This window comes from Novipirellula methanifontis, from assembly GCF_052161655.1.
In the GTDB taxonomy this organism is placed as follows: Bacteria; Planctomycetota; Planctomycetia; order Pirellulales; family Pirellulaceae; genus Novipirellula.
The window spans coordinates 5,191,569-5,214,255 of the sequence record NZ_CP197418.1 but is presented as its reverse complement, the minus strand read 5'-3'; the positions used below and the strand labels follow the sequence as shown (position 1 = coordinate 5,214,255).

Sequence of the window (22,687 nt, the reverse complement as noted above, 5' to 3'; positions counted from 1 at the left end):
AAGTCTTGACGACTTCCGCTACTTCATGCTGTCACGCGATCAAGCCAAGTTCGGTTCAGGACGTGTCTTCTCGCCCGATAAATCCTTCTTGAACTTGTCACGCAGCGTGACCGGTTCAAGAGCATGATCTTCATGCTGACCATCATGCCGATGTTGTGCGGCGAGCAACATATACAGTGCCGGAACGACAAACAACGTGAACACCGTCCCGATCGCCATTCCGGCCACCAACACGATCCCGATGCTGTTTCGAGCCTCCGCACCGGCTCCGGTGACAAACACCAATGGCAAATGACCGAGCATCGTCGCCACCGACGTCATCAACACCGGACGCAATCGCGTTTGTGCGGCTTCGATAATCGCAGACCGTTTTGCCACGCCAGTTTCCTGGAGCGAATTAGCAAACTCGACGATCAGGATTCCGTTCTTTGCCACCAATCCCACCAGCGTGATCAGCCCCACTTGGGAATAGATGTTGATCGTGGTCAAATCTAAGAAGGTCAGCGTTAGCACTCCGGTCATCGCCAAAGGGACCGAGCCAAACAACACAATCAGGGGGTCGCGAAACGATTTAAATTGGGCGGCCAACACTAAGTAAATCAGCACCAGTGCAAATCCCAATGTTACTGCCAACGACGCACCTTCGCGACGGATTTGACGTGATTCGCCTGAGTAGTCCAGCGTCGCAGAGGATCCGACGACATCGCGGGCGATAGCCTCTAACGTGGAAAGCCCCTGTTCTTTGGTCACACCAGGGAACACGGCGGCAAAGATTTTCACGGCACTCTGCTGCTGAAATCGATTCAGCGTTCTCGGTGCCGTTTCTGGTTCGACCGATGCAAATGTCGAAACCGGAATTAATTGCCCCGAAGGGCTGCGAATCTTCAAATCCATTAGCGAGCCGGTCGATTGCCGGTCCGCGGCTTCGAGCTGCGGTATAACGCGATACGAGCGGTTGAAATAGTTGAATCGGTTGACGTAGCCTCCGCCCAATAACACACCCAACTCACGCCCGACCGCGGCTTGATCGAGCCCTAGATCGGCCAAGCGTTCGCGGTCCACTACCACGCGGGCCTGAGGCAAGTCGATTTTCAAATCAGTATCCACGAACATGAACAGATTCGCCGCGCGACCGCGACTCACGATCTCTTCGGCGAGTTCAAGTTGCCGTTCTACTGGAAGATCGCTTTTGAGTACCAACTCGACGTCATAGTTGCCCGCTCCGGGAAGCGGCGGAACCAATACCGGAAACGCTTCCAAGCCTGGGTTTTGCGACGCAATGCCATAGACCTGCGGCAAAATCTGTTGTGTGTTTCGTTTGCGTTCGTCCCAATCCTTGGTGATCACGCCCCCGAAACCACCACCGGCCGTGACGACGGCCCACATGTATTCGGATTCTTCGATTGCCTGAAAACCGGTGGCCAGCTGGCCTGCCCAACGCGTTGTGGAGCGGAGCGTCGAATCCGGTGCGGCGGCCAGCATCACCGCAATGGCGCCTTCGTCTTCGACTGGCGCTAATTCTTTTGCCGAGAACAAGTACAGCGGAAACGCAGCCGCGCCGGCAACGAGCGTGGCCAGTGCGATTGACCATCGCAATTCCAGCACCAATGCCAATACGCTGGCGTAACGGCGACGGACTGCCGCAAAGATCCGATTGACTAGCCGCGTCATTGCGCCCTCGCGGCCACCGGCTGGCAACAAATAAGCACTCATGATCGGCGACAGAGTGACCGCGACGACGCCCGAAACCACCACGGCCGCAGCCAACGTGAAGGCGAACTCGCGGAACAGCATCCCCGTCAAGCCACCTTGAAATCCGATCGGTGCGTAAACGGTCGCTAACGTGATTGTCATCGCCAAAATCGGACCGACCAATTCACGTGCTCCGACGAGCGCCGCCTGGATTTTTCCATGTCCGTCCTGCAAGTGTCGCTGCACGTTTTCGACGACAACAATCGCATCATCGACCACCAAACCGACCGCCAACACGATCGCAAGTAGCGTCAGCAAATTCAGTGAAAAACCAAGCAGGTACATCACGATCGCCGCACCCACCAAGGACACTGGCATTGCCACCAGCGGAACCAGAGCTGATCGCACCGATCCCATGAACAGGAAGACAACGAAACCGACAATCACGATGGTTTCCGTCAGCGTTTTTGAGATCTCCGATAGAGATCGCCGCATGAACTTGGTGCCGTCGTACGCAAGTTGCATATCGATGTGGGCGGGAAGCTCTGGTTCCAATTCAGCCATGGCTTTGTGCAATCGTGCGGCGACTTCGATCTCGTTGCTGCCAGGCAACGGCCACACGCTGACGTAGATTGCTTCACGTCCTCGGTACATCGCGGTCGCGGTGGGTTCTTCACTGCCCAATTCGACGCGAGCGATGTCCGACAACCGGATGATCGTACCAGGACCGCTGGCTGAGGCGGGGGCCTGCCAGACGATCAAATCACCAAATTCTTCGACGCTGCGTAAATCGGTGTTGGTCAGCAAGTCGATCTGGACGGTGTCGCTTTTGACTTGCCCGATTGCCGCCAGAAAGTTATTTCGCTGTAGTGCTGAATAGACATCACCCGGCGTGAGGTTCAATTCGCTCAAACGCTCCGGTGAGATCCAAATCCGCATCGCTGGCGTTTGGCCTGCTTCGATTCCTACCTTCTGTACCCCCGGAACGATCGACAAACGAGGCTGGACGTTTCGAGTCAGATAGTCGGTCAGCGCCGGCAAGTTGAATCGATCCGACGTGAAGCTCAAGTAAAACGACGCGTAGGGCCGGTCAGCGCGGACCAATTCGATCGTCGGCGGTTCTGCTTCGGCGGGCAATTCGCTACGTACTTGTTGCAAACGTGCGTTCACCTCCGTTAACGCTTTGGTCGAATCATGATTCAAATTCAATCGCAGCGTGACGGTGCTGATCCCTGCGATACTGCTGGATTCGACGTAGTCGATGCCCGCCACCGATGACACCGCACGCTCGATCGGCGTTGTCAGAAATCCACGAACCGTTTCAGCACTGGCGCCAAAGTAGACGGTCGTGACCGTGATCGAAGTGCTCTCCAATTTTGGAAATTGCTGGATCGGCAACGACGTCGCACAGCGCAACCCCACCAGAACCAAGATCAGGTTAACAACAATCGCAAGCACTGGGTGACGGATAAATAAGTCGGTGATCGCTTTCACTTTGCTGTCTCCGCTTCACTCATCGAAACGGTCGTTGTCGTCGCAGCGACATCAGCCACTAAGTCGCCCTCGTGTACTTTGAAGGATCCGTCGGCAACCACCTGTTCTCCGTCCTCGACACCCGAGATGATGCGGACATTCGGATCCTCGCTGCCAGCGACGTCCACGTCACGCGACCGGGCTCGCATCTGGCCATCTTGCTCGGTCACAACAAACACCAACGTCCCACTGGGGCCGCGACGAACCGCCGTGGCGGGGATCAGTCGTGCGGGGATCGGAGGGCCATAAGGAACCGTCACTCGCACCGAATCATTGGGCTGCAAAATCACAGGTGGGTTGTCCAATCGAGCACGTGCGGTGACCGATCGCGATATTGCGTTGGCCGATGCGTCCAGCGCGACAATCGTTGCCGTCAGCCGCAATCCCGCTGCTCCGACTCGCAACTCGACCTGGTCGCCGATCGCGACTGCATCCGCGACGTGCGATGGCATTGCGAAATCAACATTCAAGTAATCGGAAATCCCTTCGAGCGAAGTAATCTCGGTACCTTCAACCAAGTACTCCCCAATATGCAGATCGAATAGCCCTACGCGGGCTTTGAATGGGGCACGGAGTGTTTTCTTGTCGATACGAACTCGTAACTCATCAATCATCGCTTCGGCTCGCGTCAATTCCGCTTCGGCAACGTCCAATTCCGATTCGCTGTTGGCATTGGCGAGATTCAAGCGACGGGCTCGCTGCAGAGCTGAATCCGCCAATTTGCGTGACGCTTCTGCGCTTTTCAATTGGGCTTGTTCGCTGCGATCATCCAATTGAATCAGCACCGCGTCCTTTTCGACTTCGCCGCCCGGTTCCATCGACACTTTCGTGACCGCGCCAGCTAATTCGGTTCTCAACGTAATCGACTCGGGTGCCAACATGTTGCCAATGACCACCGACGTTTTGCGAAACGTGGTCGATTTTGCGGTAGCGAAGCTAACCGAGACAGGCATTTCCGGGGGCGGCGTCGCTGACATCGACGCTTCGATTTGGCGATTTTTGGCGTAAGCAATCCCCGCCAGCAGTGCGAGGACACCCGCGACGACGAGGACCGATCCGACCGCTGTGCGCAGCCGACTGCCGTGGGAACGTTTTGATGGAACTTGATTCATGTTCGTTCGTTCTCGCTCGGAATGGCCTTTGTATTCATCGATCTTGTCTTCATCGATATTTCGCTCGTAATTAGCTGATTCAACTTGTTGCGGATTCGCTTTGTGCGAGGAGCGATCCTCTCGTCTGCAGTGATCACCGATTGTAACCAGACGCCATCGATTGTTACCACGATCAAATCGGCGAGGTCTCGCGACAGCCCATCGTTGCGGATCAAATCGAACAGCGTCTGATACACCTCATCTACAAGCGATTTGCCGCCGCTTCCCTGGATCAATGCCACCATCACCGCGGCACAGTCGCCGTCCATGCCGGGCTCGCAATCTTTCGGTTCCCCAAGAAAGAGCTCCAAAATCGCTTTAGCCCGCTTTCCCGCCCCGGCCGCATGCTGGTCGGTGGTTTGTTGGACTAAGTCCAAGTAATCACGAACAGATTGCTGCAGAAAGGCTTCGATCAACGCTTCTTTGGTCGGAAAGTGGTGCATCAGCCCTCCTTTGCTGAGTCCGGCTTTGCGACACACCGCTGAGAGGGTCACCGCCGGCAGTCCACCCTGCAGGATCAATTGCATCACCGAATCGATGATCCGGGCGGTCGTCTCGGCAGCTTTCGTTTTGGGCATTCGCAGATAGTACCGACCGGTCGGTCGGTACGCAAGCATTTACCGGGTCCAATAAAGCATTGCCGCTATCAATTGAGTCCCACCGAAAAAAAGGTGTCGGACACCTTTTTGGAAAGATGGGTAAAGTGTGGTTACTTTTACCGCCCGACTGGTACTCAAAACTTTTCCTTTTTCAACCGAATTTTGAGTATTTTACAAGCAAACCCTTTACAGGGCCAACTTGAGGGGGGATAACGGTACTATCTCATCCGCTGTGGGCCGGCAAAGTGCCATGCGACCCCGCTAGTTCAATTGCATGCTTTGCCCGTCCTTTCTCATTCTTAGGTCAAGGTATGTATTGGAAAAGAAGAAATCGAGGTTTCACATTAGTGGAGCTACTCGTGGTCATCGCAATTATTGGTGTTCTAGTTGGACTTCTACTTCCCGCCGTGCAGGCTGCTCGCGAAGCTGCAAGGCGAATGAGTTGCAGCAACAATTTCAAGCAACTTGGCCTGGCAATTCACAACTATCACTCTGCCTACAAGCAAGTTCCAACACAAGGCGCGGGAACACAGCCGGGAGCCGGCGACGCTTGGTTTAAGGCGAGTACGCAGGGAAATCGCTACCGACTGAGCATGTTGGTTGGTGCTTTACCATTCATCGAACAGCAGGCGCTTTGGGAGCAAATTTCCAATCCAAGTGCGGCCCGGACCGATGGCAACACCACGGCTTCCGTTGGCACCACCACAGCGCCTTGGCCGGCCATGGGACCGACGCCTGATCAGATTCAGTACATCCCGTGGGCAACGGAGGTACAGGCATTTCGCTGCCCCAGCGACCCTGGCTTCGGACTTCCTGCCCTCGGTCGAACTAACTACGCCGCCTGTGTCGGTGACTCGTCGTGGCAAGTCTATTTCGGACCTTACAACAACCAGCGCACTAAGATTACAACGGCACGGGCCAAGATGGCACGGGCTTCTCACCGAGGTTTCTTCAAGCCGCTGCAGGCTACAGCATTCCGAGACTGTTTGGATGGCTTGTCCAACACGGTCGCGATGGGTGAAATCATGACCGACCTTGGTGACATGAACAATCGAACTCAGGTTACCGAAAATGGTAAGAACAAGAGTGCGCCTGGGATTTCTCTTGGGAACATCCGCAATAACCCGTCGAGATGTTTGCCATTGGTTGACCCAGAGCGTCCCAGCTTCTGGCTTTCCACTTACAAGATGGTTTCCCGTGCCAGCTTTGGTCGAGGATACCGCTGGGCAGACCAAGGGCCGTTATTCAGTGGCTGCATGACGATCCTTTCCCCAAATCGTGAGATCTGTGGCCCCTACAACACCTTGGGCACGTCGCTGATCGCTACGATGTCCAGCCACCATCAAGGCGGATGTCATGTTTTGATGGGGGATGGTGCCGTCAAGTTTGTCACCGACTCGATCGACGCCGGCGATTCAACAGCACGTTCAATCAACCAGGCGTACAACCCTGGTGCCAAGAGTCCCTACGGTCTTTGGGGTGCGTTGGGCACGCGTGCTAGCCGAGAAACGATCGACAGTGAGTTCTAGGTGAAAGGAACGTACTTTAGCCCTTTGGTTGGGCCGCCAACCTTGTCCAAAGGGCGATTGCGATTGCCTCAACACATATTTATTTAGACGCCTTCATCCAGTGAGACCCATCAAATGAAAATCCTATCTGTTGCAGTATTGCTCTTCTTTGGCTCAATCATCTGCGGATGCGGCGAAGAACCGAATCGGACAGTCACCGATGGTGCCGATGCGCAAGCAATCGCCGACTATGAAGCAGCTCTCGCGGTGGCCACCAGCGACGTATCCGAAGAGGAAATGACGGAAGAAGAAGAATAACATTGCGTCATTGCAGTGAATGTTCTTGGCTGCGCAAAACTCGTTCGTCACGTCGCGTGTCAACGGCAGCAGGTAGTCCCGCCCAGGCTGGTCGTCTGGGCAGTGATTTAAGACTCGTCTTTGTCCTTGTCTTCGTTTTCGCTGGACAGCTGGGTCAGGTCTAACGTCGCTTCGACGGCGGCGGGTGAGTCGGCTGCATCATCACTGCGGCTACTCCCACCGGAGCCTCGTTCGTGCCGGCCCCACCAGCGATCGCCATCTTCGATCGTCCAGCGTTTTGCCTCATTGCACCGCAGTAGAAGCTGAGCGAGGTCGCGTGCCGTCTGAGGCCGTTTTGCTCGCGATTTTTCGAGACAACTCAAAATCGCATCTTCCAGATCACTGGACACATTCGTGTTGCCGCGTTTGGATGGAGGCACAGGGGCTTCGTCAATGTGCTTTTGACACAACTCGGTCAAGCCGGCTGCAGCAAACACCGGTTCTCCGGTCAACAAGAAGTAGGCTACGGCGCCAACCGCGTAGATGTCGGTGCGGGCATCGACCGACATCGGGGCCTGGATCGCCTCGGGCGACATGTAAAGCGGCGTCCCGGCCAGCCCACCGCCGCCACCGAGCATCGTGTGATGCGTTTGCGGTTCAATCGCTTTGACCAGCCCAAAATCGAGCACTTTGACCACGTCGGGTTCGCAACCGCGTCGGTTCAACATCACATTTGCCGGTTTGATGTCACGATGTACCAAACCTTTGGAGTGTGCTTCGAAAAGTGAGTTGCAAATTTGGAGCAGAATATGGATCACGCGGCGTTCAGGTTGCGGACCGTATTTTCTCACGAGCTCTTGCAAGTCGATGCCGTCGAGGTATTCCATCGCATAATAAAACACTCCCTCGGGCGTACGACCGTAGTCGTAAATTGCGATCGTGTTGAAATGGTTTAATTGGCACGTGATTTGGACTTCGCGTTCAAAATGCTTGATAGAGTTTTCGTCGATCTTGTCGGCGTGCAATAGTTTGATCGCCGTCGGCCGCCGCATCATTGAATGCCGGCCTTTGTAGACGACGCCCATGCCTCCTTCGCCGAGTTTACCTTCGAGCGTGTATTGTCCCAGCTGCTGTGCTTCGATCACCGCCGCGCGAGCTTGTCGCTGCAATCGGGCAACCACGACCATGAACACAAAAATGGCAATCGCACTGAGGATCAGCAGCGTGTAGATCAGCAGAAACGTTCGCTGCAAAATCACCAGTGGACGGAACGCCTGCGACGCCTCGACCTCGGTCGTTAACCCAATTCCGTATTTCGGCAGCCAAGTCCAGGCACCGATCACGGAGACGCCACGATAGTCTCGGTATCCATCGACATCGAGTCCTGAATTGCCTGCGATTGCCTCGGCTGCATTTTTTGTCATCGGCAATTGCGATCGCCGCACCTCGGGACGCTCTCCAACGGTCATATCGACACCGGGGTCACGCACCATCAGTTCGAGCATCGATTGAGAGTGCTCGCGATCAGGCAGTAAGCCGAGCAAAATCAGCTCTTCGTCAAACCGGCTGTTCGAGATCATCAGCCCTTCGGAATTAAACGCATAAGTCTCACCCGAAGTGCCGACTTGGCCGAGTTGCAAGATTTGAGTGAATTCGCGTTCGGGCCGAATCTGCAATCCCAACACGCCAATAATCTGGAATGACGCATCGCGGATCGGAGAGCAGGCGTACATGGTGGGGACACCCATACGGTTGCGACCATCACCACTTTTGAGCATCACCACACTGGGAAAAGGGGGCGATACAATCGTGTCACCATCGAGGGCGCGATCCAAAAAAGTTTCATACTCGGGGATGTTCTGCTCGCCGATAAGTGCCGCGTGCGACGACGAGACGATGTGTTTCGCTTTATTCGCCACGATGTATCCCACGTAGTCGTGAGCAGCCATTGCGGCAGCTAATTCGGTGGCAAGTTTGGAGTGTAGATCCCGCGTTGGGGCGACATCCACCGCCGCCCCAGGGACTGTGCCAGGCTGCAAAATCTCATAAACGGTTTGACGGACTTGAGCGTCGTTCGCCAACGATTCAGCCGTCGATTCTTGAACGGCGAACCATTTCTTCAGCATCTCGGTTTCCAGCGTCACCAACGACTGCAACCCCGAGCTGACGTTGGCCTTGATCGTCGTTTCGATGGCGTGGCGGACTCCGAAGCCGATCACGGAGAGGATAACAACGGCAATAATCGGCCAGATCCAAAGCTGTTTTTTCAAAAACACCCCGGTCCGCGTTACCGTTTTCGAGATACTCCGCGAAGCCCATGTCATGTGGGCCTGGGGGGGCGGCGATGGACGCGTCGAGCGGCGAAACAGGTTCAGCGGATTCATAAGAGCAGCGGTTCGGGCACGGCGTCAGGTGACGGCAGGATGCGGTGGCTTATTGGAGTCCTTTAGATTAGTTAAAACTTTCAACGTTTGTGAGGGCGAGTAGGAACCGGCGAGTGAAATCAGTCGGGGGGGCAAAACCGACAGCGGCTCGAGAGTTGCTCGTCGATATGAGTAACAATGACGGAGTGGGCTGAAATATTACGATGCGGAGCAAGCACTTAAGCCCGTGAGATCAAAAAAATTCGGGGCGACAGATTGAACGCATTCTCTGTAACTCGAGCGAATGGATGCATTTGTGTTGCTGGATTTGTACTTCGATTGCCCCCGCTTCGGCCTTTTGAAGTTGCGCTATTGTCGTTTTTCCCAGCAAATCATAACCCGACACGTCAGTTTTGAAGTTGCGACATTTTAAAGTGCCGGAGGCTCGACAGCACCTAGCCTGGGGCGCGAGCCCCAGTATTTCCGGAGCCAAACTTTACCATAGCCCCGGAGGGGCGGCAGCGATCGATCATTTCGCTTTCTGTCGCCCCTCCGGGGCTTCGGATCATTATTTTCTTCGTTTTCGATGCCGTACTGACCGATCACATCTTCACGCACTAATGGGTTGGTCAGTCTGGTGTTGCAGCTGTTCTCGCTTGTAAGTTTGCAGCACGAATTGCCGCAAACAAATTCTCAATTTGAAGATGCGTCGTTTCGATCGTCGAAAACACAACCCCCGTGCGACGGCTGCCATCGAGACGGATGACGGGAAGCACCGATCCATTGCCAGACTCCCAGCTGCCCGGTTCGATTGAACTCATCACAAGAGAAACTGCTGACGATGGGTCATCTGCAAGCATTCCAGTATCGTCGAGCCAATAAATACAGGTGGCGGGACGTTCTTGCGCTGACTCGATTGTCGTGATCTCAATTACGCTGTTCCGTGTCGTATATGTCGAATCGAGATCTTGAAGCACGAGTGCCAGGATAGCGCCGATGGACACATCGTTCACCGTCAAGCTAATGGGTGTGTCATTAGTTAACCCAATTTCTTCGAACGCTCGCCGATCGATGATGATCGGTAGCTCTATCAATTTCGACAATTCTTTGCACACCTCGTCCAAAGGCGTTTCGACGAAGTGGGCGTTGTAACGCAACTTTAATCCTTTGGTAAATGAATCCATCAGTGCTTGGTCGCGATTTAACCAAGTGACGGCCGATCGTTTTTGAAGGATTGGCGAAAAGTAGGGGCCGGTGCTTGGTGTTGCTGACTCGTGCCCATCACCACCACAGAACCAATCACTTGATGTTGAGGTGGTGTCTGTCGAATCCTGAGCAGTTGCAGCACCAACCAGACAAATCGCAGCAAAAACAAATCCGACGAATATCTTTGAAACATGCATGTTTGTTTCCTTCATCTGAGATGTCACACCCGCAATCGCCAAATTGAGAAGAGACGCGTCGAGAACGGTTACCATGTCACCCAACAACATCAACAAACCACCGGCAATAGAATACCGCAAATTCAAATCGGCAGTGTGGATGATTCACGGAGTTGGGCTCAATTTTGGCCATTCTCGACGCATCGAAAGTCACACACAAACGATGCAGCGTGATGAGATGGAGTACAATCGTCGCTCGCCGTTCGCTGTAATGTACTTGTTAGGAATGCTTGCTGATGAATCGATTGCCTGACCGTCGTCAATTGCTGAGTGTGGCAGCTGCCACGGGAACTTCGTTAATGCTGCCCAAGCACGCATCTTCCGCCGATGTTCGTTCGGCTGCGGTGAAAGCAGAAAACGAAAAGCCTGGTACGCAGGAGTGGATGCTCCGCAAGACACGGATCGATCCAGTCACAAAATACCGCTGCCCCTGGATCGAGGGCTATGTTTCGCACGCCAGTATCTTGCCAGGCGAAACGCTGCAGGTGATGGTCAGCACCGATCCGGTCAGCGAGTTTACGATCGAGTTCTATCGCTTGGGATACTACGGAGGCGATGGCGGCCGGTTGGTCCACGCCAGTGACAAGTTACAGGGAAGCGTCCAGAAGTTGCCGTCCGTCGGGCCGCGGCGGTTACAGAATTGTCAGTGGCCGGCCAGTTTCGAGATGCGGATTCCCGAGGATTGGGTCAGCGGCGTCTACGTCGGCAAGTTGACGGAATTGACCGAAGGGTTGCAGAGTTATGTGATCTTTATTGTCCGCGACACACGGCCCGCCGAGCTGATGTTTCAATGTAGCGATCATACGTGGCAGGCCTACAACCGCTGGCCCTCTCAGTTTTCACTCTACGATGATGGCGAAACGCCGTGGCATTGGGGAGGCGAATCGCAGGTCAGCTTTAATCGCCCTTACGGAAAGTATTGCCAAATCTCAGACGCCCCACTCTCCATCGGCTCTGGTGAGTTTTTCCTGTGGGAGTTTCCGTTCGTTTATTGGCTCGAACGCGAAGGTTACGATGTGACCTATGTTTCCAATACCGATTTGCACCGCGACGCCGGGCAACCGCTCCGCTGCGATGGTTTTCTTAGTGTTGGGCACGACGAGTACTGGACAATCAAAATGTTTCGCAATTTGCAAGCTGCGATTGCCTCGGGGGTAAGCGTCGGGTTCTTTTCCGGCAACGCGGTTTGCGGACGCATTGAGTGGGATGACGCCACTCGATCGCTGCACCGCGTCGGTGTGTTTGGACCGCCCGGTGGGACGCGTGAGTTTAGTTCGATGTCGACGCTGAAGCACGAGCGTCCGTACGCCAACGAACTGGTTGGTGCACACAGCACCGGCCCGGTCACAGGGGGAGCGGACTGGGTTTGCAGTCAACCGGACCATTGGCTGTACGCGGCAACTCAGATGCAGAGGGGAGATGCGATCCCGGGCGTCATCGGATGGGAGTGGCACGGCGATCCGGCCGATATCGCGGGCTTGGAAATCGTTGCTCGCGGCCCCACTCAATCGGCTCCGGGAGTCACCAACGGTGGCGAGTACACCGCCACCGTATATCCGGGTCCGAAGAACAACATTGTTTTTAATGCCGCGACCTGCTGGTGGGCAGACGGATTGTCGGAACCGCCGGGCTACGTCCGTCCGAGCGTCTACACATCACCGCAAGGCCCTGATCCGCGGTTGCAACAAATCACACACAACGTCCTCCGCCGGATGAAGCGAAACTAGCAATTGTCGTCCAGCTTTCCAAGCTGGTAACGTTTCGTGGGCGGTTGCTTGATATTGGACGTGAAATTTTGCGAGTTGACGTTCGTCGCTTGGTCACGCTAACGGCTTGGAAAGCCGTGCGGCAATGGGAACGATTGTCGTCCAGCTTTCTAAGCTGGTAACTTTTCGTGGGCGGTTGCTTGAAGTCGGAAGTGAAACTCGACGAGGTGACGCTCGTTGCTGGAGCACGCTGACGGCTTGGAAAGCCGTGCGACAATGAGAGCGATTGTCGTCCAGCTTTCTAAGCTGGTAACGTTTTGCGGGCGGTTGCTTGAAGTGGGAAGTGAAACTTGGCGAGGTGACGTTCGTTGCTGGGGCACGCTGACGGCTTGGAAAGCCGTGCGACAATGGGAACGATTGTCGTCCAGCTTTCCAAGCTGGTAACGTTTCGCGGACGATTGCTTGAAGTGGGAAATGGAACTTGACGAGCTGACGTTCGTTGCTCGGTCGCGCTGACGGCTTGGAAAGCCGTGCGACAATGGAAACGATTGTCGTCCAGCTTTCCAAGCTGGTAACGGTTCGCAGGCGGTTGCTTGAAGTCGGAAGTGAAACTTGGCGAGCTGACATTCGTTGCTCGGTCGCGCTAACGGCTTGGAAAGACGTGCGACAATGGGAACAATTGTCGTCCAGCTTTCCAAGCTCGTAACGGTTCGCGGGCGGTTGTTTAAAGTTGGAAGTAGAACTTGACGAAGTGACATTCGTTGTGTGGTCCCGCTAACGGCTTGGAAAGCCGTGCGACAATGGGAACGATTGTCGTCCAGCTTTCCAAGCTGGTAACGTTTCGCGGGCGGTTGCTTGAAGTCGTAAGTGAAACTTGGCAGTCGTACGGGGGGCTCAATTTGCACTTCATTTCAGCAAACATTAGACTCCATCATGATTCTTGTTGTATTGACGGGGTGAATCAGAATGGCCGATCCAGTGGGCGAACTCTTTGATCCCAAGGCAGAATATTGGCAGTGGGATCGACAGCGACCTCATCGGGTACAGGCCGCCGTAATCGTCTTTCTGACCATGCGATTAAAAGACTCCATTCCCGCTGACGTTTTGAGACGATGGCATCGAGAGCGAATCGACTTCTTGATGCGTTGCGGAATTGCCAGTGACGGAGACTGGAAACTGGCACGAACCGGGCTGTCGCCGAAGATGAGGATTGCTTTTGACAAGCAGTTTCACCAGAACAGAGAAATGACGTTGGATAAGTGTTGCGGCAGCTGTGAACTGCGCCATCCCGAAGCAGCTCAAATCGTCAGCGAGTCACTGCAGAAGTTTCATCGCACTCGCTACTATCTCGGCGATTTTGTCGTGATGCCAAATCACGTTCATTGCTTGGTCGCTTTTGCGGATGAAAAAACTGCAAAACGGCAGCCTGGAGGATGGATGCGGTTCACGGCGAGGGAAATCAATCAACGATTTGCAAGAAATGGAGAGCTTTGGTTTCCGGAGCCGTTTGACCATTTGGTGCGGAATGAGGATCAACTTCAATACTTACGCAAATACATTCGCGAAAATCCCAAAAAAGCCAATTTACCTGGAGATGAATTTTTGTATCGGAGGTCACTGGGGCACTTCTAGTCTGTACGCATGGTGGGTCCAGCTTTCCAAGCTGGTAACGGTTCGCGGACGATTGCTTGAAGTGGGAAGTGGAACTTGACGAGCTGACGTTCGTTGCTCGGTCGCGCTAACGGCTTGGAAAGCCGTGCGACAATAGAAACGATTGTCGTCCAGCTTGCCAAGCTGGTAATGTTTCGCGGGCGGTTGCTTGAAGTCGGAAGTGAAACTTGGCGAGTTGACGTTCGTTGCTGGGTCACGCTGACGGCTTGGAAAGCCGTGCGACAATGGAAACGATTGTCGCCCAGCTTTCCAAGCTGGCAACGTTTTGCGGCCGGTTGCTTGAAGTGGGAAGTGAAACTTGGCGAGGTGACGTTCGTTGCTCGGTCACGCTGACGGCTTGGAAAGCCGTGCGACAATGAGTGCGATTGTCGTCCAGCTTTCTAAGCTGGTAACGTTTCGCGGGCGGTTGCTTGAAGTTGGAAGTGAAACTTGGCGAGGTGACGTTTGTTGCTCGGTCGCGCTGACGGCTTGGAAAGCCGTGCGACAATCGGTGAGATTGTCGTCCAGCTTTCCAAGGTGGGAACGTTTCGCGAGCGGTTGCTTGAAGTCGGAAGTAAAACTCGACGAGGTGACGTTCGTCGATGGGTCGCGCTGACGGCTTGGAAAGCCGTGCGACAATGGGAACGATTGTCGTCCAGCTTTCCAAGCTGGTAACGGTTCGTGAGCGGTTGCTTGAAGTCGGAAGTGCAACTTGGCGAGATGACGTTCGTTGCTGGGGCACGCTAATGGCTTGGAAAGCCGTGCGACAATGAGTGCGATTGTCGTCCAGCTTTCTAAGCTGGCAACGTTTTGCGGCCGGTTGCTTGAAGTGGGAAGTGAAACTTGGCGAGGTGACGTTCGTTGCTCGGTCGCGCTGACGGCTTGGAAAGCCGTGCGACAATGGGAACGATTGTCGTCCAGCTTTCCAAGCTGGTAACGGTTCGTGAGCGGTTGCTTGAAGTCGGAAGTGCAACTTGGCGAGATGACGTTCGTTGCTGGGGCACGCTAATGGCTTGGAAAGCCGTGCGACAATGAGTGCGATTGTCGTCCAGCTTCCTAAGCTGGCAACGTTTCGCGGGCAGTTGCTTGAAGTCGGAGGTGAAACTCGACGAGGTGACGTTCGTCGCTGGGTCGTGCTGACGGCTTGGAAAGCCGTGCGACAATGGAAACGACTGTCGTCCAGCTTTCCAAGCTGGTAACGGTTCGTGGGCGGTTTCTTGAAGTGGGAAGTGCAACTTGGCGAGTTGACGTTCGTTGCTTAGTCGCGCTGACGGCTTGGAAAGCCGTGCGACAATGAGTGCGATTGTCGTCCAGCTTTCCAAGCTGGTAACGTTTCGCGGGCGGTTGCTTGAAGTCGGAAGTGAAACTTGGCGAGGTGACGTTCGTTGCTGGGGCACGCTGACGGCTTGGAAAGCCGTGTGACAATGGAAACGATTGTCGTCCAGCTTTCCAAGCTGGTAACGTTTCGTCGGCGGTTGCTTGATGTTGGAAGTGAAACTTGGCGAGTTGACGTTCGTCGCTGGGGCACGCTAACAGCTTGGAAAGCCGTGCGACAATGGGAACGATTGTCGTCCAGCTTTCCAAGCTGGTAACGTCTCGCGGGCGGTTGCTTGAAGTCGGAAGTGCAACTTGGCGAGGTGACGCTCGTTGCTGGGGCACGCTGACGGCTTGGAAAGCCGTGCGACAATTATGGCCCACAACGCCCCATGCACTGAAAAGAGTAAGGTAAACCGAAGACGTGAACCCTACTCACGACGCAGTTCGAAATCGAGCGCGATAGTCACGCGGGGTCATTTGACGCAATTGTCGAAAACGACGGTTGAAATTTGATAAGTTTGCGAAGCCCGCTTGGAAACTGATCGAAAGAATGGAGTCGTCACTATCCGTTAACAAGCGACACGCCAAACCGATTCGCAGCTCACTGATGTACTCGGATAAGGTGCGACCCGTTGATTGTTTGAAAAAGCGACTAAAGGCAGACGCGTTCATATCGGCGAGCTCAGCCAATTCGGCATGACCAAGCTCAGGATCGGTCAAATGGTTTGCGATGTGATCGCAAATTTTTTGGATCCGCGTCTCCACATCTTGGCTGGAGGTGACTGAGTAGAATTCACTCGCAAGCTGGACGGTCTGAGTGCACTCGGACAATACGTTTAGAATCGAAAATAATTCGATCAATCGCGATGCGCCCTGCTGCTGAACCAGGGCAGTCATTCGTGCTCCGACACGCTCGGCAATCGACTCGGGGAACCACAAACCGCGATTCGCCAGTTGCAACATTTTGTTGATCGCCGCCATCTCGGAAACACCGAAAAATTCAGTGCCGAGAAAGTCGGGATGAAACTGCAGCACAATCGCGGCATGGCGATCATACTTCTGGCCACGATACTCGTCGGATGCCCATGTGTGCGGAAGTTGTGAACCGAGCAAGACCAGGTCATGATCGCCATAACTGCCGAGATGGTCGCCGACCACCCGCGAACCTGCGCCGTGGTGAATGTACGTCAACTCGATTTCAGGGTGCCGGTGCCACTTCACAGGAGAGAGTAATTCGGAACGATCGAAGCACCGGAATGACTCGCCAATCGGAGGAACAAGTTTCTCGTACGAGGGTTTCATACTAATGATGACTGGTTAAGTGACTACGGCAATTTCGCGACATTACTGTCGTCGACAATCGCATTTACTTGCATCGCGAGATCTAAACACCCGCCAAACAGCGCATAGAATGTATCAGAACCAAGTAAGTTTCGCGAGCGTGGGTATCCGTATCACGTCGCCGATCATGAAGACCTGAGTGAGACGGCGATCGCGATCGGTAGCTGACTTCAAAGGGTGACTCCACAGACAGCGAGCTTATCGAGCCAGTGTTTCGGTTTCCGGCAAGGTTAACATCGATGCAGCCGGTTCGTCGAGCAAGAATTCGACGTTGCGATGATCGTGCAAGTAGGTAGCGGGCACCGTATGAGAGATTGCCCCTTGAACGGCGCGATCGACAATCGCCGATTTGTGTTCACCAAAGGCAAGCAACCGAATGCGACGCGAGCGAAGGATGGTTCCAACACCCATCGTGATCGCCATCCGAGGCACATTGTCGATACCACCAAAATCGTTCGCGGCATCAACGCGTGTGATTTCGCTAAGTCGGACTAACCGTGTTGTCGATGATTGTTCCGAGCCAGGTTCGTTAAAACCGATATGCCCGGTTCGTCCAATACCCAGTAGTTGAATGTCGATACCACCGAGTTGCTCAATTCGGCTTTCGTACTGGTGACAGTATTCCGAAACGGATTCGATCGAGACGGTTCCGTCAGGGATATGAACGTTCTCGCGGCGAATGTCGACGTGATCAAATAGTTGTTCGTTCATAAAGCGAACATAGCTCTGTGCAGCATTAGGCTGTATTGGGAAATATTCATCTAAATTGAACGTCACTACGTTTTGCATCGAAAGGTCTTCCTCGCGATGCAACCGAATCAATTCACGATAGACACGCACCGGGGTCGATCCGGTCGCCAATCCGAGAACGCAGCGTTGGCCCTCGGCAGCACGTTGGCGAATCAACGTCGCAATTTCATTTGCCGCGGATCGACTTGCGTCATCGGCGTCTGAAAACACGCCAACTTCGATACCATTTCGAATCCACTGGCGGACGCTGGGTCGAACATTGGATCGGACTTCGGTCGGTTGAATAGACAAGGATGATTCCTTTATGCGTACGGGAATATCGCAGTGAATTCCGATAGGAAGGGGAGGTGCGAGATCTGACAGAGCTGATCCGCCGTGTGAACCTGCCATGTTAAACGCTGTCCGTGCTGCATCTACACAAAGGGTTGCCATTTATGGTACTCGCTGTGCGCCGGTATGCGTTCGTGGTGTTTTTTCAGCAAGTTTTTCGCAAAACTGGTACGTTTTCGTAACGGCGCGGTCTCATCTACAATTATTAGGCCAAGCAAATGCTGGATGAGGTAAATGACGTATCACCTCAGTCGGTGATGCGCATACCCCACTCAAAAACATAGCCCAAAGCGCACACAGAGCATTACAAATAGCAATCGTACGTGAGGACAGCGGTAAAAATACTGGGCAAACTGGATCACAGTCGGACTAATAATTTTCCCGCATCGTATGAGGCACCGAACATTGTCCAGCAAAGAGAATCGCTCACAGCGCAAAGTGGCACTGGCGTTGATGGCACATCCGGATGACGCCGAAATCACGTGTGCTGGCACACTGATTCGACTGGCCGAATTGGGATGGGAGACTCATATCGCAACGGTCACGGCCGGTGATTGTGGTTCGCTAACGGGCGACGCTGATGAGGTGGCTCGCATGCGAATTGCCGAAGGAACCGAGGCCGCCAAAGTCGCCGGAGCAACATTTCATTGTCTACACGAGCCCGATGGACGTGTCGTCTACGATCGCGAGGCCTTGCAAAAGACGATTGATTTGTTTCGACAAATCGCCCCCACGTTGGTGATCACGATGCCGATGTCGGATTACCATGCCGACCACGAAATCACAGGCCAATTGGGCCGTGCAGCAAGCTTCGTTTTCGCGGCCCCGAATGCGTCCACACTGCCACTGGTTCCGGGATCAGCTGTGCCTCACTTGTATTACTGTGACGGCCATGGCGGTACCGACCGTTTGGGAAACCGGGTGGAACCAACGACGTGGGTTGAAATTAGCGATCAACTTGATACGAAGACCGCGATGCTGGCGTGTCACGTCAGCCAACGAGAATGGCTTCGCGTGCACAATGGGATCGACGAGTATCTGTCCACGATGCGATCGTACAACCAGAAGCGTGGGAACGAATGTGGTGTGGAAGTCGCCGAAGCATTTATCCAGCACACTGGCCACGCGTATCCTGTGAACGATTTACTTGCAGAATTGTTTCCCCTCAAAGCAGCACGCCGTACTGAAACCGGTGAGCCACAGACCGCATTGCGATCTTAGTCAATCAAGCTAGCGTCCGATGTGAATCAAATTTTCCGTTTGAAATCTTGCTCCCCAGCAACATCGCGACCCTAACCTTTGACAACCGCTGTTTCTAGAGAGAAAGATGACGTATGAATCCCGAGAGCGAGCATTTCATCCAATTTGGTTTGGTCAACGATATGTTGGCCGTGCCCAATTTGATTCGTAGCTTTGATTCCGATCGAGTACGTGATCTGGCTCGTACGGTCTGCGACGTCGGCAATCTGATGATTACGGGGGAAGGCTCTAGCCGTTTCTTTCCTGCAAAGCACGCGATCGCATGGGCGCGGAAGCGAGGATGCTCGATCGGATTGCACGCAGAATCGGCACTACAAGCGATGGAGTATGACTTAAGAAATTGGGTGGTGTTGGGGCTTTCCAATTCGGGACGTACCGCAGAAGTAATCGAATTGTTCTACAGCCTAAAGCTCGACGGACACTCGCGACGCTTTAGTTTGGCCACTTTTGAGAACACCCAACTCGAAACGTTTGCAACTGCGGGGTACGTACTGCAATGCGGCGAAGAAAACGCAGTGGCAGCCACCAAGACGGTGATAGAACAGGGATTGTTTCTGCGAACTCTGATGGAGCACATTCACGGCAGCGGAACGCTCGCAAGTCGTCAAGACGAACTTGCCGATCATGTCGAGACGGCCCTTTTATCCCAGCTACCAGCTGATTTGGTCTGCCGCGTCGCCCGCGCGAAAACGGTGTACTGGGCCGGCCGCAATGACGGAGTCGCAGAAGAATTGACACTGAAGACGAACGAGATCGTTCGCAAATCAGCTGACTTTTTGGATGGAACCTATGCAGTGCACGGCATTGAAGAGGTGATGGACACAGATGATATACTGATATGGATCGAGCCGTATGCCGCCAGCGAAGCGAAATTTCGCGAAGTGCTCGAGCGAAACGTTGGTATGCAGATTGTTGCCATTGCATCACGTCCGACATGCTTTCCCACGATCACGATCCCTGACGCGGGGGATCTTTCGGGGTTTGTGCAAATGGCTGCCGGATGGAATTTGTTAGTCAATGTCGGGCTTAAGCTTGGAGTCGATGTCGACACTCCCCTGCGTGCGAGAAAGGTCGGCAACGCCTTCGCACCGCAGTTCGTTTAATCATTCATTGGCATTTTAAAGAAGTATCACAAATGACGTCGTTGATGCGAGTTGAGTGCGTCAGTGCATGCCCAAGGCGGCGAACGAACGCCTTTTCCAATACGTTCCAAGAAATCATCGCTGTAGGAGCCTCGTCATGAAGGCACTGGTAAAACGCGAAAAGAAGCCAGGTCTTTGGCTCGAAGATGTTCCGATGCCAACGATTGGTATCAACGATGTGTTGATCAAGATCGATCGGACCGGGATCTGCGGTACCGACGTGCACATCTACAAATGGGATGCGTGGGCACAAAAGACGATTCCGGTGCCAATGGTCGTAGGGCACGAGTTTGTCGGCGAGATCGTTGAAACCGGCTCGAACGTGACCGACTTTTACCCCGGCGAAATTGTCAGCGGCGAAGGGCATGTGGTCTGCGGACGGTGTCGTAACTGTTTGGCGGGTCGGCGGCATCTCTGTGCTGACACAAAGGGTATCGGCGTCAATCGCCCCGGAGCGTTCGCTGAATACATTTCGTTGCCGATGACCAATGTGTGGCACCACGATGACTCGATCGATCGTGATGTGGCATCGATTTTTGACCCGTTTGGCAATGCCGTGCACACGGCTCTGTCGTTCCCGGTCCTAGGCGAAGATGTATTGGTCACGGGCGCGGGACCGATTGGTTGCATGGCGGCAGCGGTGGCGAAACACGCTGGTGCCCGGCATGTCGTTGTCACTGATGTGAATCCGTATCGATTGCAATTGGCGGCAAAGATGGGAGCGACACGCACCGTCGATGTTCGTCACGAACAACTTAGCGATGTACAGAAAGAAATCGGCATGAAGGAAGGCTTTGATGTCGGGTTGGAAATGTCTGGCAACCCGGCGGCCTTTCAAGAGATGATTGGCCAAATGAGCCACGGCGGAAAGATCGCGATGCTTGGCATTCCGTCGGGCGAAATGGCAATCGATTGGAATACGGTCGTTTTCAACATGTTGACGATCAAAGGAATTTACGGACGAGAGATGTACGAAACTTGGTACAAGATGAAAATTTTGGTCCAAAGTGGACTCGATCTCTCGCCCGTGATCACGCATCGGTTCCCTTATCAAGAATTTGAGCAAGGATTTGACGTCATGATGTCCGGACAATCGGGCAAAGTGATTCTGAAATGGAGCTGACGAACGAACCAACCTCCCCCTGCTAACTTTTAGACTCGTAACCTATGTCGTTCATGAGTTACGAAACCATTGATCCCCTACCCTTTCTCGGAGAATCTCATGACGACCCATACAACCTCGAATAAAAACAGCAGCAATTCGGCAGCACTGTCTAGCGAGCCGAATCCCAACACGCCGAATCGCCGCACCGTACTACGCAGTGGCACCGCATTGTCGGCGGCCTTAGGCACTGCCGCCCTCGGTACTGGGGCTCTATCGCCTCAGACGCTGCACGCAGCTTCGGGATCAGACGATCCGAATCGCGTAATCCGAATTGGAATCGTTGGGGTAGGCGGACGAGGCACCGGAGCTCTCAACGACTCGCTTTCTATCAACGACAACGTTCGCTTGGTGGCAATGGCCGATTTGCAGCAAGAAAATTGCGAGCGAGCTCGCACAATTCTGAGCAAGCGACATGGCGAAAAGATTGACGTCAAGGACGATCGTATCCACGTCGGTTTGGACGCATACAAAAAAGTGCTCGAAGATCCCGATGTCGACTTGGTCATTCTGGCCACGTCGCCTGGGTTCCGTCCTTATCACATCGCCGAGGCGGTTGCCGCCGGAAAGCACGTTTTTGCTGAAAAGCCGTCATGCGTCGACCCCGCCGGTTTCCGTGTTTGTGTGAAAGCTCATGACGAAGCGGTCAAGCAGGGGACGTCGATTGTGACTGGCACACAGTACCGCCGCCAAGTCAACTATGTCGAAGCAGTCAAGCGAATTCACGATGGCGAGATCGGTGAGATCGTCAGCGCCACGACTCGCTACTGCTCCGGTGGCATTTGGTACAAGAATCGTAAAGAAGGCGTCAGTGATACGCAGTACCAACTGAACAACTGGATGCACTTCATCTGGTTGTCGGGTGACCAGATTACCGAGCAAGCGGTTCATAACATCGACGCCATCAATTGGGTGATGGGATCCGCGCCCGAAACCGCCTACGGTTCTGGAGGACGATTCACTCGCCCCGAGGACAGTGAAATGTGGGATAACGTTTCGGTCGACTACACATATCCTGGCAACCGAGTTTGCTCGTTCATGTGCCGGCAAATCCCTGGGACCAAGGGGGACAACGGAAATGTGATCTACGGAACCAAAGCCACTGCTTACATTGACGCAATGAGCGGCGGTTCGCGGTTCATGGATCGCAGCGGCAAAGAAACGTGGAGCATGAAGGGCAGCATCGCCGACGCGTATCGTCAAGAACACAAGGATCTTGTCGACTCGATTCGCAGCGGGAACCCGATCGTCGAACTGCGGACGACCGCGGAAAGTTCGCTGACCGCGGTAATGGGACGGATGGCGGCCTACACCGGTCAGCGTGTCGATTGGGATTTTGTCAGCGAAAAATCGTCGCTCGATCTGTTTCCTAAAGACTTGGATTGGAACGGTGCTCGACCAGAGCCTGCATTCGCAATTCCAGGCGTAACGAAGCTCACTTAGT

The 22,687-nt window shown here is 54.1% G+C and carries 24 protein-coding genes; 17 read left to right on the top strand and 7 right to left on the bottom strand.

Going from position 1 to position 22,687, the window contains the following annotated elements; all coding sequences use genetic code 11:
* Window positions 1-39: 39 nt before the first annotated feature.
* Genes SH528x_RS19020 through SH528x_RS19010 form a run of 3 tightly spaced genes read right to left on the bottom strand, consistent with a single transcriptional unit; the run spans window position 40 to window position 4,954 of the window.
* Entirely contained in the window at window positions 40-3,186 is a 3,147-nt protein-coding gene (locus tag SH528x_RS19020) for an efflux RND transporter permease subunit (protein WP_442512050.1), read from the bottom strand.
* Window positions 3,183-4,337, bottom strand: coding sequence for an efflux RND transporter periplasmic adaptor subunit (locus tag SH528x_RS19015; protein ID WP_442512049.1), 1,155 nt, complete (start codon window positions 4,335-4,337; stop codon window positions 3,183-3,185). The genes SH528x_RS19020 and SH528x_RS19015 overlap by 4 nt, the downstream gene beginning before the upstream one ends.
* Window positions 4,334-4,954 carry a TetR/AcrR family transcriptional regulator gene (locus tag SH528x_RS19010; RefSeq protein ID WP_442512048.1) on the bottom strand — a complete coding sequence of 207 codons (621 nt, stop codon included), beginning with the start codon at window positions 4,952-4,954 and terminating at the stop codon, window positions 4,334-4,336. The genes SH528x_RS19015 and SH528x_RS19010 overlap by 4 nt, the downstream gene beginning before the upstream one ends.
* A gap of 332 nt (window positions 4,955-5,286) precedes the next feature.
* On the opposite strand from SH528x_RS19010, the gene SH528x_RS19005 reads away from it, so the two are divergent.
* Together SH528x_RS19005 and SH528x_RS19000 are read left to right on the top strand one after the other, a co-directional pair.
* Window positions 5,287-6,504, top strand: coding sequence for a DUF1559 family PulG-like putative transporter (locus SH528x_RS19005; RefSeq protein WP_442512047.1), 1,218 nt, complete (start codon window positions 5,287-5,289; stop codon window positions 6,502-6,504).
* 114 nt (window positions 6,505-6,618) lie between these two features.
* Complete coding sequence (locus tag SH528x_RS19000; RefSeq protein WP_442512046.1) at window positions 6,619-6,801, top strand: hypothetical protein; 183 nt, start codon at window positions 6,619-6,621, stop codon at window positions 6,799-6,801.
* Window positions 6,802-6,908: 107 nt separating this feature from the next.
* Here the strand turns inward: SH528x_RS19000 and SH528x_RS18995 are convergent, their stop codons facing one another.
* On the bottom strand, window positions 6,909-9,164 hold the full coding sequence (locus SH528x_RS18995; protein WP_442512045.1) for a protein kinase domain-containing protein: 2,256 nt from the start codon (window positions 9,162-9,164) through the stop codon (window positions 6,909-6,911).
* A 608-nt stretch (window positions 9,165-9,772) separates the two neighbouring features.
* On the bottom strand, window positions 9,773-10,621 hold the full coding sequence (locus tag SH528x_RS18990) for a hypothetical protein (RefSeq protein ID WP_442512044.1): 849 nt from the start codon (window positions 10,619-10,621) through the stop codon (window positions 9,773-9,775).
* Here SH528x_RS18990 and SH528x_RS18985 point away from each other — a divergent pair.
* The 11 genes from SH528x_RS18985 (at window position 10,620) to SH528x_RS18935 (ending at window position 15,533) form a co-directional block, all read left to right on the top strand.
* Window positions 10,620-10,838, top strand: coding sequence for a hypothetical protein (locus SH528x_RS18985; protein ID WP_442512043.1), 219 nt, complete (start codon window positions 10,620-10,622; stop codon window positions 10,836-10,838). The genes SH528x_RS18990 and SH528x_RS18985 overlap by 2 nt on opposite strands.
* The gene (locus tag SH528x_RS18980; protein ID WP_442512042.1) at window positions 10,822-12,312 is read left to right on the top strand and encodes a N,N-dimethylformamidase beta subunit family domain-containing protein; all 1,491 of its coding nucleotides are present in this window, start codon (window positions 10,822-10,824) and stop codon (window positions 12,310-12,312) included. The genes SH528x_RS18985 and SH528x_RS18980 overlap by 17 nt, the downstream gene beginning before the upstream one ends.
* A gap of 255 nt (window positions 12,313-12,567) precedes the next feature.
* Window positions 12,568-12,735, top strand: coding sequence for a hypothetical protein (locus SH528x_RS18975; RefSeq protein ID WP_442512041.1), 168 nt, complete (start codon window positions 12,568-12,570; stop codon window positions 12,733-12,735).
* Window positions 12,736-12,829: 94 nt separating this feature from the next.
* Window positions 12,830-12,997, top strand: a complete 168-nt coding sequence (locus SH528x_RS18970; RefSeq protein ID WP_442512040.1) for a hypothetical protein — start codon at window positions 12,830-12,832, stop codon at window positions 12,995-12,997.
* A gap of 260 nt (window positions 12,998-13,257) precedes the next feature.
* Window positions 13,258-13,923 carry a transposase gene (locus tag SH528x_RS18965; RefSeq protein ID WP_442512039.1) on the top strand — a complete coding sequence of 222 codons (666 nt, stop codon included), beginning with the start codon at window positions 13,258-13,260 and terminating at the stop codon, window positions 13,921-13,923.
* A 93-nt stretch (window positions 13,924-14,016) separates the two neighbouring features.
* Window positions 14,017-14,295 (top strand): hypothetical protein, encoded by a 279-nt coding sequence (locus SH528x_RS18960; RefSeq protein ID WP_442512038.1) that lies wholly within the window; start codon window positions 14,017-14,019, stop codon window positions 14,293-14,295.
* Between the two features lie 114 nt (window positions 14,296-14,409).
* On the top strand, window positions 14,410-14,616 hold the full coding sequence (locus SH528x_RS18955) for a hypothetical protein (RefSeq protein WP_442512037.1): 207 nt from the start codon (window positions 14,410-14,412) through the stop codon (window positions 14,614-14,616).
* Between the two features lie 94 nt (window positions 14,617-14,710).
* On the top strand, window positions 14,711-14,878 hold the full coding sequence (locus tag SH528x_RS18950) for a hypothetical protein (protein ID WP_442512036.1): 168 nt from the start codon (window positions 14,711-14,713) through the stop codon (window positions 14,876-14,878).
* A gap of 94 nt (window positions 14,879-14,972) precedes the next feature.
* The gene (locus SH528x_RS18945; protein ID WP_442512035.1) at window positions 14,973-15,140 is read left to right on the top strand and encodes a hypothetical protein; all 168 of its coding nucleotides are present in this window, start codon (window positions 14,973-14,975) and stop codon (window positions 15,138-15,140) included.
* A gap of 94 nt (window positions 15,141-15,234) precedes the next feature.
* Window positions 15,235-15,363, top strand: a complete 129-nt coding sequence (locus tag SH528x_RS18940) for a hypothetical protein (protein WP_442512034.1) — start codon at window positions 15,235-15,237, stop codon at window positions 15,361-15,363.
* A gap of 2 nt (window positions 15,364-15,365) precedes the next feature.
* Window positions 15,366-15,533 (top strand): hypothetical protein, encoded by a 168-nt coding sequence (locus SH528x_RS18935; protein ID WP_442512033.1) that lies wholly within the window; start codon window positions 15,366-15,368, stop codon window positions 15,531-15,533.
* 157 nt (window positions 15,534-15,690) lie between these two features.
* Here the strand turns inward: SH528x_RS18935 and SH528x_RS18930 are convergent, their stop codons facing one another.
* Together SH528x_RS18930 and nagB are read right to left on the bottom strand one after the other, a co-directional pair.
* Window positions 15,691-16,560, bottom strand: coding sequence for a helix-turn-helix domain-containing protein (locus SH528x_RS18930; RefSeq protein ID WP_442512032.1), 870 nt, complete (start codon window positions 16,558-16,560; stop codon window positions 15,691-15,693).
* A 237-nt stretch (window positions 16,561-16,797) separates the two neighbouring features.
* Complete coding sequence (nagB, locus tag SH528x_RS18925; RefSeq protein WP_442512031.1) at window positions 16,798-17,640, bottom strand: glucosamine-6-phosphate deaminase; 843 nt, start codon at window positions 17,638-17,640, stop codon at window positions 16,798-16,800.
* A 429-nt stretch (window positions 17,641-18,069) separates the two neighbouring features.
* Here nagB and SH528x_RS18920 point away from each other — a divergent pair, with 429 nt between their 5' ends.
* The 4 genes from SH528x_RS18920 to SH528x_RS18905 all read left to right on the top strand — a co-directional run bounded on the left by SH528x_RS18920 (window position 18,070) and on the right by SH528x_RS18905 (window position 22,686).
* On the top strand, window positions 18,070-18,900 hold the full coding sequence (locus SH528x_RS18920) for a PIG-L deacetylase family protein (protein ID WP_442512030.1): 831 nt from the start codon (window positions 18,070-18,072) through the stop codon (window positions 18,898-18,900).
* A 113-nt stretch (window positions 18,901-19,013) separates the two neighbouring features.
* Complete coding sequence (locus tag SH528x_RS18915; protein WP_442512029.1) at window positions 19,014-20,042, top strand: SIS domain-containing protein; 1,029 nt, start codon at window positions 19,014-19,016, stop codon at window positions 20,040-20,042.
* A 136-nt stretch (window positions 20,043-20,178) separates the two neighbouring features.
* Window positions 20,179-21,204, top strand: coding sequence for an L-threonine 3-dehydrogenase (tdh, locus tag SH528x_RS18910; RefSeq protein ID WP_442512028.1), 1,026 nt, complete (start codon window positions 20,179-20,181; stop codon window positions 21,202-21,204).
* A gap of 99 nt (window positions 21,205-21,303) precedes the next feature.
* Window positions 21,304-22,686, top strand: a complete 1,383-nt coding sequence (locus SH528x_RS18905) for a Gfo/Idh/MocA family protein (RefSeq protein ID WP_442512027.1) — start codon at window positions 21,304-21,306, stop codon at window positions 22,684-22,686.
* The last annotated feature ends 1 nt before the right edge of the window (window position 22,687 follow it).

Coding starts and splice junctions, on each gene's coding strand:
- tdh (WP_442512028.1), top strand. CDS start 20,179: ATGAAGGCACTGGTAAAACGCGAAAAGAAGCCAGGTCTTTGGCTCGAA.
- SH528x_RS18990 (WP_442512044.1), bottom strand. CDS start 10,621: ATGGTAACCGTTCTCGACGCGTCTCTTCTCAATTTGGCGATTGCGGGT.
- SH528x_RS18940 (WP_442512034.1), top strand. CDS start 15,235: ATGAGTGCGATTGTCGTCCAGCTTTCCAAGCTGGTAACGTTTCGCGGG.
- SH528x_RS18905 (WP_442512027.1), top strand. CDS start 21,304: ATGACGACCCATACAACCTCGAATAAAAACAGCAGCAATTCGGCAGCA.
- SH528x_RS18985 (WP_442512043.1), top strand. CDS start 10,620: ATGTCACCCAACAACATCAACAAACCACCGGCAATAGAATACCGCAAA.
- SH528x_RS18935 (WP_442512033.1), top strand. CDS start 15,366: ATGGAAACGATTGTCGTCCAGCTTTCCAAGCTGGTAACGTTTCGTCGG.
- SH528x_RS18965 (WP_442512039.1), top strand. CDS start 13,258: ATGGCCGATCCAGTGGGCGAACTCTTTGATCCCAAGGCAGAATATTGG.
- SH528x_RS18980 (WP_442512042.1), top strand. CDS start 10,822: ATGAATCGATTGCCTGACCGTCGTCAATTGCTGAGTGTGGCAGCTGCC.
- SH528x_RS18945 (WP_442512035.1), top strand. CDS start 14,973: ATGAGTGCGATTGTCGTCCAGCTTCCTAAGCTGGCAACGTTTCGCGGG.
- SH528x_RS19015 (WP_442512049.1), bottom strand. CDS start 4,337: ATGAATCAAGTTCCATCAAAACGTTCCCACGGCAGTCGGCTGCGCACA.
- SH528x_RS19010 (WP_442512048.1), bottom strand. CDS start 4,954: ATGCCCAAAACGAAAGCTGCCGAGACGACCGCCCGGATCATCGATTCG.
- SH528x_RS18950 (WP_442512036.1), top strand. CDS start 14,711: ATGAGTGCGATTGTCGTCCAGCTTTCTAAGCTGGCAACGTTTTGCGGC.
- SH528x_RS18920 (WP_442512030.1), top strand. CDS start 18,070: ATGAGGCACCGAACATTGTCCAGCAAAGAGAATCGCTCACAGCGCAAA.
- SH528x_RS18975 (WP_442512041.1), top strand. CDS start 12,568: ATGAGAGCGATTGTCGTCCAGCTTTCTAAGCTGGTAACGTTTTGCGGG.
- SH528x_RS18970 (WP_442512040.1), top strand. CDS start 12,830: ATGGAAACGATTGTCGTCCAGCTTTCCAAGCTGGTAACGGTTCGCAGG.
- SH528x_RS18930 (WP_442512032.1), bottom strand. CDS start 16,560: ATGAAACCCTCGTACGAGAAACTTGTTCCTCCGATTGGCGAGTCATTC.
- SH528x_RS19005 (WP_442512047.1), top strand. CDS start 5,287: ATGTATTGGAAAAGAAGAAATCGAGGTTTCACATTAGTGGAGCTACTC.
- SH528x_RS19000 (WP_442512046.1), top strand. CDS start 6,619: ATGAAAATCCTATCTGTTGCAGTATTGCTCTTCTTTGGCTCAATCATC.
- SH528x_RS18915 (WP_442512029.1), top strand. CDS start 19,014: ATGAATCCCGAGAGCGAGCATTTCATCCAATTTGGTTTGGTCAACGAT.
- SH528x_RS18995 (WP_442512045.1), bottom strand. CDS start 9,164: ATGAATCCGCTGAACCTGTTTCGCCGCTCGACGCGTCCATCGCCGCCC.